The sequence below is a fragment of the Aquimarina penaris genome, from assembly GCF_040786285.1.
In the GTDB taxonomy this organism is placed as follows: domain Bacteria; phylum Bacteroidota; class Bacteroidia; order Flavobacteriales; family Flavobacteriaceae; genus Aquimarina.
The window spans coordinates 1-9284 of the sequence record NZ_JBFMKQ010000008.1; the positions used below are offsets into that span (position 1 = coordinate 1).

General features: G+C 31.6%; 7 protein-coding genes. All 7 read right to left on the minus strand.

Annotation, left to right across the window (positions count from 1 at the left end; genetic code table 11):
- The coding region (locus tag ABW637_RS21680) for a condensation domain-containing protein (protein ID WP_367586833.1) at positions 1 to 594 on the minus strand (594 nt) is incomplete at its 3' end.
- 105 nt (positions 595 to 699) lie between these two features.
- Positions 700 to 1668 carry a cupin-like domain-containing protein gene (locus tag ABW637_RS21685; RefSeq protein WP_367586834.1) on the minus strand — a complete coding sequence of 323 codons (969 nt, stop codon included), beginning with the start codon at positions 1666 to 1668 and terminating at the stop codon, positions 700 to 702.
- Positions 1669 to 1791: 123 nt separating this feature from the next.
- Positions 1792 to 4878: a cyclic peptide export ABC transporter gene (locus ABW637_RS21690; RefSeq protein ID WP_367586835.1), complete on the minus strand. Its 3087-nt coding sequence runs from the start codon at positions 4876 to 4878 to the stop codon at positions 1792 to 1794.
- Between the two features lie 75 nt (positions 4879 to 4953).
- The gene (locus ABW637_RS21695; RefSeq protein ID WP_367586836.1) at positions 4954 to 5742 is read right to left on the minus strand and encodes an aspartate/glutamate racemase family protein; all 789 of its coding nucleotides are present in this window, start codon (positions 5740 to 5742) and stop codon (positions 4954 to 4956) included.
- Between the two features lie 16 nt (positions 5743 to 5758).
- Positions 5759 to 6715: a TauD/TfdA family dioxygenase gene (locus ABW637_RS21700; RefSeq protein ID WP_367586837.1), complete on the minus strand. Its 957-nt coding sequence runs from the start codon at positions 6713 to 6715 to the stop codon at positions 5759 to 5761.
- 40 nt (positions 6716 to 6755) lie between these two features.
- Positions 6756 to 8273 carry a serine hydrolase domain-containing protein gene (locus tag ABW637_RS21705; RefSeq protein WP_367586838.1) on the minus strand — a complete coding sequence of 506 codons (1518 nt, stop codon included), beginning with the start codon at positions 8271 to 8273 and terminating at the stop codon, positions 6756 to 6758.
- A 67-nt stretch (positions 8274 to 8340) separates the two neighbouring features.
- On the minus strand, positions 8341 to 9284 hold a 944-nt coding region (locus ABW637_RS21710; protein ID WP_367586839.1), incomplete at its 5' end, for a non-ribosomal peptide synthetase.

Genomic DNA, 9284 nt, shown 5'->3' on the forward strand with positions numbered 1-9284 from the left:
GATATGATGCATATCTAACATCAACATATGCCTTTGTTCAGCTAAACGAATCACACCAACTCTAACCAAAGGACCATGATTTAAATCAAATGGTCGAATAAAATCTTGAATGGTTTTAGGTACTTCTGATTCTGTAATTTTAAAAAATTCAATATCAATTTCTTGATGGTCTACTATTTTTTGAACCGGATTTTCATTGACAATTTTAAAAATGGTTCTTAAGCTCTCATGACGCATTACCAAGGTATTGAATACTTTTTTCAGAAGATCTAGATCCAAATCTCCATCTAAACAAACAATCTGAGGCATATTATAATTTAGAGAAGTTTTATCAAACTCGTACAAAAAATACATGCGTTTTTGTGCAGAAGAAAGTGCGTAATATTCTTTCTCCGGAGCTTTTTCGATCACCTTATATTCAGAATTAAAAGATTGGGTATTCTCAATAAATTTAATGAGCTCGTCCTTGTTCTTTTTAATTTCTTTCAGAAGTTCTTTGGCATCTATTTTTTTAGGCACATTCAATCGTAAGGCACCTTTCTCCAAGTGTAATCCGATCTTATTCTTTTTTATTTTTAATAATAAATTTTCCATACTAAATTTTAACCTTAACATCATTTATCATGATGCCCTATTCAACAAAGGGTTGAAAACGTGATTATTTTTGGGAAGAGTGGTCTGTGTAATTGAGGTATATAACTATGGTTTAAACACCCTATAGATTTTATTTGTAAAATGATGTGTTATTGAAATAATTCCGACAAAAGGCATTAATAGAGATGTTATTTTTAATGGCCAAAAACCGTCCTTATATAACTTTCTAACAAAATAATTAGAAAAATCTCCAAGTTTATACCAAGGGCTTTTCCAGCAGTAAGCTAATGTAAAACCTATATTATCATCTACAGGAACTACAGCATGATGCCAATATGGAGGAATATATAAAGCATCACCTTCTTCTACCGTAACAATCATTGGCTCCAATTTTAATGTTTCATCTATTTGCTTTCCATCCATATAATGTTCATTTGTCAAAAACTCACATATATATTTAGCCTTTGGAACATCTGGAGGTAATAAGACAACTTTTTTTGCCCCACTAACCTGGCACATCAATGTTTCATCTATATTATGATAATGCCAACTAGTAGCGGCTCTTCTATACATGAAAAACCTTCTTTGATCATACATTCTTGGTTTTATTTTATTAGATAGAAAAGAGAATCCTGGCATCTCTTTCAGTAATCCAGAAAACCTATTATCCTTAGCTATTTTTTCAGAAGGAATACTTAATATATAATCTTCATTTCTATGAAGTCTTTTAATAGCTTCATGAAAAGTAATGCGTTCACTATCTACTTTTTGTCTTTCCCACATATTATGATTCATATGGGGATATATCCTGATATGAAAATCATCACAAATAGATAACCAATAGTCTTTTTCTTTTACTTTTTGCGTAGCGGGCCAATGCTTTACCGCTTCTTTTATAAGACAAGGCTTGTTATTAGCCACCCAATCTTTATAAAAGTTTTGTTGATCTAAATCAGAAACGTGTAAACATGGTGCATGCTCTGCTTTTTCAATATTTGGTAGTATCGAAAACAAATCGTCATTAAGCCCTGTGAAACCCAATGTTTCTATGGTATTTTCTAAAACGGTATTCATTTCTATAGTTTTATATGTGATACAGCCAATAGGCATTGACGTAAAATAAAAAGAGGTATTATCTAAATTGATCTAAACTTCCTTGTTAGGATGTATATATAGGAAAATGCAATGAGGTCGAAGTTAGACTTTACTCAGTGTTAGCAGGTGATCAACTTTATAGTCATTTGATACTAAATCAACTCTTCCAACATCCATTTTGATAATTTTATCTGCAACATCAAAATAGTGGTCATCATGAGTTATGGCAATAATTATTTTCCCTTTTCGCTTCATATCGGGTAATAATTCTCTGTAAAAAAATCTTCTATATTCAGGGTCTTGGTCTGCAGCCCATTCATCAAACAGATAAATAGGCGAGTCTTCGAGATAACATTGTAGCAAGGCTAGTCTTTTTCTTTGCCCTGCAGATAAATTTAATGTATTAAACGCATTATCTTTTATCTCTACTTTATCGAAAAGACCTAATAATTTTAAATACTTTTCAACCTTTTCGGCATGATCATCCAAGTCTAGATTATAGAGTTTATGAAATAAATGGCAGGGGCTAAAAACTACCGAAAAGTATTCACTTAATTGTGAAGGGGTCACCTCTTTATCATTAATAGCAATTTTTCCAGAATTGGATTGATATAGTCCTGTCAGTAATTTTGCTAGTGTAGTTTTCCCACTTCCGTTTCCTCCAATAATAAAAAGAATTTCTCCTCTGTTTATTTCAAGATTTACAGGCCCTATAGAGAAGCTTTCTTTACCATTTTCATTTTCATACTTATATGTTATATCGTTAGCCGTTAGTTTATACACTAAATTTTTATCGATAACATCTGGACGTATTCCTAGATCTAAATTTGCAGGAATTTCGTCTATAAAGCTTTGAATACGATTCCATGCAATTTTTACTTGCATAATGGTTGGCATAGAAGTGAAAATTGTATTTAAAGGTCCGTTTAGATATAATAATATGACCACAAATCCCATAATGGTGTGTAGTTGAATCTCTGGAAACATTTCTGGTATGCCAAAAGCAATCATCCCTAATAAAAGAATAAATGTAGATTCGCCTACCAGGTATGCATTAATAAATTTTATGTGAGCAGTGGCTGTTTTATTTTTAAATACATTGGTAACCGAGGCTATATCACCTTTATATTCCAGCTTCTTTTTGTATTGCAGACTAATTTCTTTAAAACCATCAATTAATCCATTTAGCAAGCGCATAAATGTATTTTGAGTATCTCTGGCTTCTTCAAAATAAACTTCGGCTTTATTGCTTATTGCAAAATATAAGGCAGAAACGGCAACAATGGTAGTAAAAATCATTACCGTAGCCCAAAATTCTATTGAAGCAAGATAAATAAAGGCGCCTCCAACGGTAATTAAACTGGTAACAAAACTTACAATCATGTTTACAGAATTACCTACCATACCTACATCATCATTTAACGTTGAATATACTCTTCCTTTGTCAATTTTTTCAAATTTTTGATACGATGTAGAAAATATTTGTTCTATTAATTTTATTCGTTTTTCGTATATCAAATCTCTTGTAAAATGAATTAGCGTAATTTGAACATATTTACGACCAGTGATGTATAACATCAAGGTAAGAAAATAATAGAAACTCAAGTATTTCAACTCAATATCCGAATTGAACGAAGAAGTTATAAGTAATACAACTGCCATATTAGATATTCCTGAAAATATACTTACCAGAATTATTTTTGGGAGTTTTTGTTTAAATGATGAATTTCCAGGAAACAAGAAAGACAAACTATAGGATAAATAACTAATAGCAGTTGCTGCTACTATAGCTATAACCATTACTATAAAACTTAGAGGAGCCCAAACTATGGTTGCATCCCAGGTAAATCCTGCCATAGCTTTTGGCAACATTCCAATACCCAATAACAAAACACCAACAAAAAGCAACGATTTTAAGAGGTTTCCTACTCCTTTTAAAGAAAGCTTTTTATACCTTCTATCCCCTTTTATTACTTGATAAATAACCACTCCAAAATGAAGTAAAGCTAATAGAACATAAATACTAAGAATAATAGATATCAAAGAAAAAGCTGCATCATTACCATCTCCAGGATCATATTCTTTCTTTTCTAAATTGCCAGAGATCGTATTCATTACCCTATCTCCAATGATATTAGTGTAATTGCTGTTAGAATTAGCCAATACAGCTACGGCAATTCCTTTTTTAGGTTTTAAAGTTACATATGATGTAAAATTAGGGTTCAATCCACTATGATAAATTTCTCCATTACCAGATAAAGAAACCTGCCATCCCATAGCATATGATGAATTTCCTTGTGGTGCGACAGTCGCATCCCTACGTTGTGTTTTTTGAGCCAATGTATACAAAGGAGATGGTGTAATTCCTATTTGAAATTTTAACCATTTTGCCATATCAACTGCATTAGAAATCACATAACCTGCAGCATTATTACCCCTATAAATTGGAGCTTCATAGGGTCTAGCTTCGTAAAAACTAATTTTGTAACCTTTTGATAATTCTTTACTATTTCTGGAAACCCCTATAGACGTATGATCTAAATTTAATTTTTTAAATATGACATCATTGATATAGTTTTCAAAAGGTTTTTTGCTTACCTTTTCAATAATAAGAGCTAAGATATCATAGTTAATAGTAGCGTATTCAAACTCATTTCCAGGAGGATTTGACAAGTCTATCCCTACAATTCTTTTTACTGTATTTTCTAAAGCATTATGAGTATTGCCCTCTGGAATTTCGGCAATCGTTCGTTGTGGAATACCACTGGTATGATGCAGTAACTGTCTTAATGTTATATCTTGTCTTTTCTCTTCAAAATATACTTCAAACCAAGGTAAATATACCGAAACAGAGGTGTCTAGATTAACTTTATAATCTTCTATAAATCTTTGAAAAGCTAAAGCTGTAAAAGCCTTACTACATGAAGCCAATTCGAACCGTGTATGTTCTGACACAGGAATTTTCTCTTCTACATTTGCATATCCATAATTTTTAATGGTCTGTTTCCCTTCTTTTATTATAATAAGGCTTAGACCCGGGATATCTCCCTCTTCTATCAAATTTAGTATATCTTCTTCTAATTGAGCTTCTAGAGTTACTTTTTCATCATTTTGAGCATGATTAAAAAAGGGAGTACATAAAAGCATCAAGAAAAAGACTAACCATTTTATTTTTGTCGTATTTCTCATCAAAACGTTTGAATTTTTAAGTGATTAAATACTCGTAATTATTTTTACAAGTTGAAGTTGAATAGGGTAAATTAATTATGCAAAAGACATATTAAGTAAAGAACTGATATCATATTTAGCCTCTCTTACTAATGCCTTTGCAAGTATATTAGCGGGATCGATTAATGACATTCCTTCAATAGATTTCTCTTTTAGTATAAGGGATAATTCTGTACATCCTAATATAATAGCATCTACTTTTTGTTGTTTAAAATATGATATCGCTTTATTTAGGAGTATTTGCAATTCTGGATGATCTGCATTGACAGAGGTTTTAATACCAAAATCTTTATCATAAATCATTCTATTAATTACATGGTCTTGAAAATGAAAGTCTGGTACAATAGGCTCAAAATCATATTGTTTTAACAAGTCTTTATACAAACCTGTTTTGTATGTTCCGTTTGTCGTCATAAGCCCCACCTTAGCATGTTTTTGATATACTTTTTTTAAGTGTTTGCATGTTTCGTCGGGCATATGAAGAAGTTTAGCTTTACATCCAGAATCTTTTAATTCTTTTTGGATAACATTAAGAATTTTAGGACAATGTGATGTATTACAAGCCATCCCAATGATATTTGCTCCTGCAAATTCTAATTTTTCTATAATTTTGATTATGCTATAAGCCGGGTTTTCATTTACAAGCCCTTCAAGAAATGATGTTCTATCTACAATTTCTCTTGGGAATGACATTAGGATGGTAGACAAATGATGTTGGTCTATTTTGGCATTTGTATTCGATAGAATATTTTGAAATAGATCTAATCCAGCTTGAGGTCCCATTCCTCCAATAATTCCTATAATTTTTTTCTGTTTTAGACTCATTGTTCTGTAAAATATTTTATTCAGACATTGCAACAATTACATGCCTCTTACCTGTAAAAGAATTTCTACCATGACTTACCATCTCATTATCAACAATTAGAAGTTCGTCTTTATCCCATTTAGGAGCTATGGTTACCTTTTCTATTGTACTTAGAATTTCTTTTACAAACGACTCACTAATTTCTGTTCCGTCTCCAAATTTGACATACATAGGGAAACATTCTGGACTATCATAAATGATCTTCATGGATTCGAATATTTCTTCACCTAAATGGCAAGGATGAAATTGATCTATTTGGTTGAACCATATTTTTTCTCCCGTTACTCTATGTGTTATGATTCCTTTGCTGTACTGTTTAATTCTAAGGTTATCCTTGTTTGTCCATTCATAATCAATTCCGTTTGATTTACAATACTGCTCTACTAGTTCTTTATCATCGGTTTCAAAAGTTTCTTGCCATGTCACTCCCATTCCAGAAATTCCTCCATTGAGATTTCGAATATACATAACCCCCTTACTTTCAATCTCTTTTATAATTTCCTGATCCATAATCTGAAGGATTTTTCTACTATCTGCAAGCAAAGTTTCTCCTCCTGTTTCAGCCGGAATTAAACAATTAAAAAATAATTTATTAGGCCATTTTGCAGAATATGATAGCTCATTGTGCATCGTGATTTTTTGCGTTTTATCATATTCTGTTGATGTATATACATGACCAGACAATTTAATTCTAGGCGAATTTCCATCTATATAATTCAAAAATTTATCAGAAATAGAATTAACTATATGCTGAAAACTTTTCAGATCATTAATTCGGATTCCTTTAAATTTTATTGCCCCATACTTCAGTAATTTTTCTTCAATATCCTTTCTGTTATTTAAATAATAACTAATAAAATCTTCAGGACTTAGGTCATCTAATGACAGCAAAAGTGGCAATTGCTGCACATCTATTATATTTGATTTACTCATTGTATTCTTTTATATTTCAGATTAATACTAGCTGCATTTATTAGTCAATAATTTTTTCCTTACAATAGGTAAGTTCAGCTTCTACATTCCATAATTCAAATTGTAATTCTTTGGCTTTTAAGAAGTAATCATAAGCCGACTTGTAATCTTTATTGTTTAGATACATACTTGCAAGAAGTCCGTATTGATTAGGGTTTTCAGGAAATAATTTAATATTCTCTTTTAGCAGTTTCATGGATAGCTCAGGCTCTTTATTTTTAAATAACTCTCCTAGTTCGTTTAATGTGTTTTCGGTTAAATTTCCTTCGGATTTTATTTTTTCTAATTCTGCCAGTACCTTATCAACACTTTTTTCTTCTCTATATATTTTTTGAATACTTAATGCTGTACTAGGATATTGTTTGAAAAATGAATCTTCAAATAGAAAGTCAATATTAAAATTAACCGAAAGCTTATTTAGTGCTTTTGTGATCAATTTTCCATGATCATTATTGGTAAAAAACACAAAACCTCTTTTCTCTGTAACAGAGTAAAATAATTCGGCTTTAAAACCAGTATTGTTACCACTAAAAGAAGCTATCTGATTTCCATCATTCATAATCATGAAAAATCCAGCTCCCATGTGCAGTGGATATTTTCCATCTCCAACAGGTACTATTGGTTTAACCAAATCTTGTATTCTTTCCTTTGATAGATTACCTTCTTTAAAGAAATATGTTAAAAATTGCCCATAATCTTCTCCTGTAGTGTGTGCCCCCGAAGCAGGAATAGTTCTGTAGTTCTTCCATTTATTTACTTTCTCTCCGAATACGTCATATCCATTCGCATAGTTCGACGGCGATTCACTTGCCAATGGGTTTTCTTCTCCTTTTTTATACTTAAGATATGTGTTCTGTAATTTTAGAGGTTTTAGAATCCTTGTATTTACATAATCCTCATAAGGTTCATCTAGAATCTGTTCAACAACTTTTGCTAAATACTCGAACCCTTCTCCTGAATACACAAATTTTTCTCCGGGATCGCTTACTATTTCAAGCACTTCTTTATTATTATTCCAACTCCAGTTTTCAATACCCGATGAATGACTAAGGATCATTCTAGGTGTTATTAGCTTATATCTAGGGTCATGCTCTAAATCTTTATGTATACGATATTGGTATATAGGCTTATCCAAATCGATCTTTCCGCTATCTACTAATTGATGTACTACATAAACCAAGTACATCTTTGTTAAAGAAGCTGCTTCGAATACGGTTTGATCATTGATTTTTTTGTCATTAGATGCAATTTCATTTCCATAAAAATGATTAAAAACCACTTTATTATCCTCTATAATAGCTAATGATAATCCTGAAATTCCGATATCATCAACCATTTGATTCACTTCTGCATTGAAGTTTTCTATATTTACTTCTCTCCCATTTGTTGTGAAAGAAGTTCTTTCTTGTGATGTTGTTAGCTGGGCATAACTTATAAATAATAATACAGTTAGCGTTCTAAAAACATTATTGAGATTTTTAAACTCAATTCTTTTTTTGAGATTTTCTAATGAATCCATTTTCGATGTTTTATTTATGATTTGTAAGAAGTTTTTATTGTGTTGAAAAGCAATGTTTCAAAATTCTTTAGATAATGATTTCATCTACCATTTCGGTATTTTGCTCAAGATCTGTTTCACTCTCATTAACCAACCATTGGTTGATGTCTATAAATTCTGCTTGTTGTTTAATGGTAGGCTTTTCAAATACTTTTTCTAAAGGAAATACTATGTCAAACTCTTTGGCAATTTTGTTTACCAAAATCATTGCTTTTAATGAATGGCCTCCTACTTCGAAAAAGCTCTTATTTGTACTGATGATTTTCTCATCAAGCATCAATATTTCAGACCACATTTTTGTAATTTGATGTTCGATTAAATTAGATGGAGCTACATAATTATGCTGCCATTCTATTTCTGGCTCTGGTAAATTCTTTTTGTCTACTTTACCACTTGGGTTAAGAGGGATTTCTGTTAAATGAACATAAAATGTAGGCAGCATATAGTCAGGTAGATGATCCGAAAGAAACTCTTTTAAATCTGTCTTGGCAATCTCTGCTTCTGAAGCATAATAGGCAACTATAAATTTATCTCCGCCTTTCTCGCTAACAACTACAATGCTTTTACCAATCTGATCGTAGCGATTTAAACAATTTGATATTTCTTCTAACTCTATTCTAAATCCTCTAATTTTTACCTGATCATCGATTCGTCCCAAATATTCAATATTCCCATCTGGTAACCAACGAGCCAAATCCCCAGTCTTGTATACCCGTGTATGATGTAAAGATTCTAAAGTGACAAACTTTGAGGTAGTAAGCGCATCATTATTCATATACCCTCTAGCTAAACTATCTCCTCCTACACACAACTCCCCTGCTACTCCTACAGGTACAACCTTAGAATTTGAATCCAGTATAAATAGCTTCATATTACTCAACGGCTTACCTATAGGAACTCTGGATTGTCCCTGCCAATCCTGTGTAGCATATCTACTGCAATAAATAGTAGCCTCTGTAGGTCCATAAATAT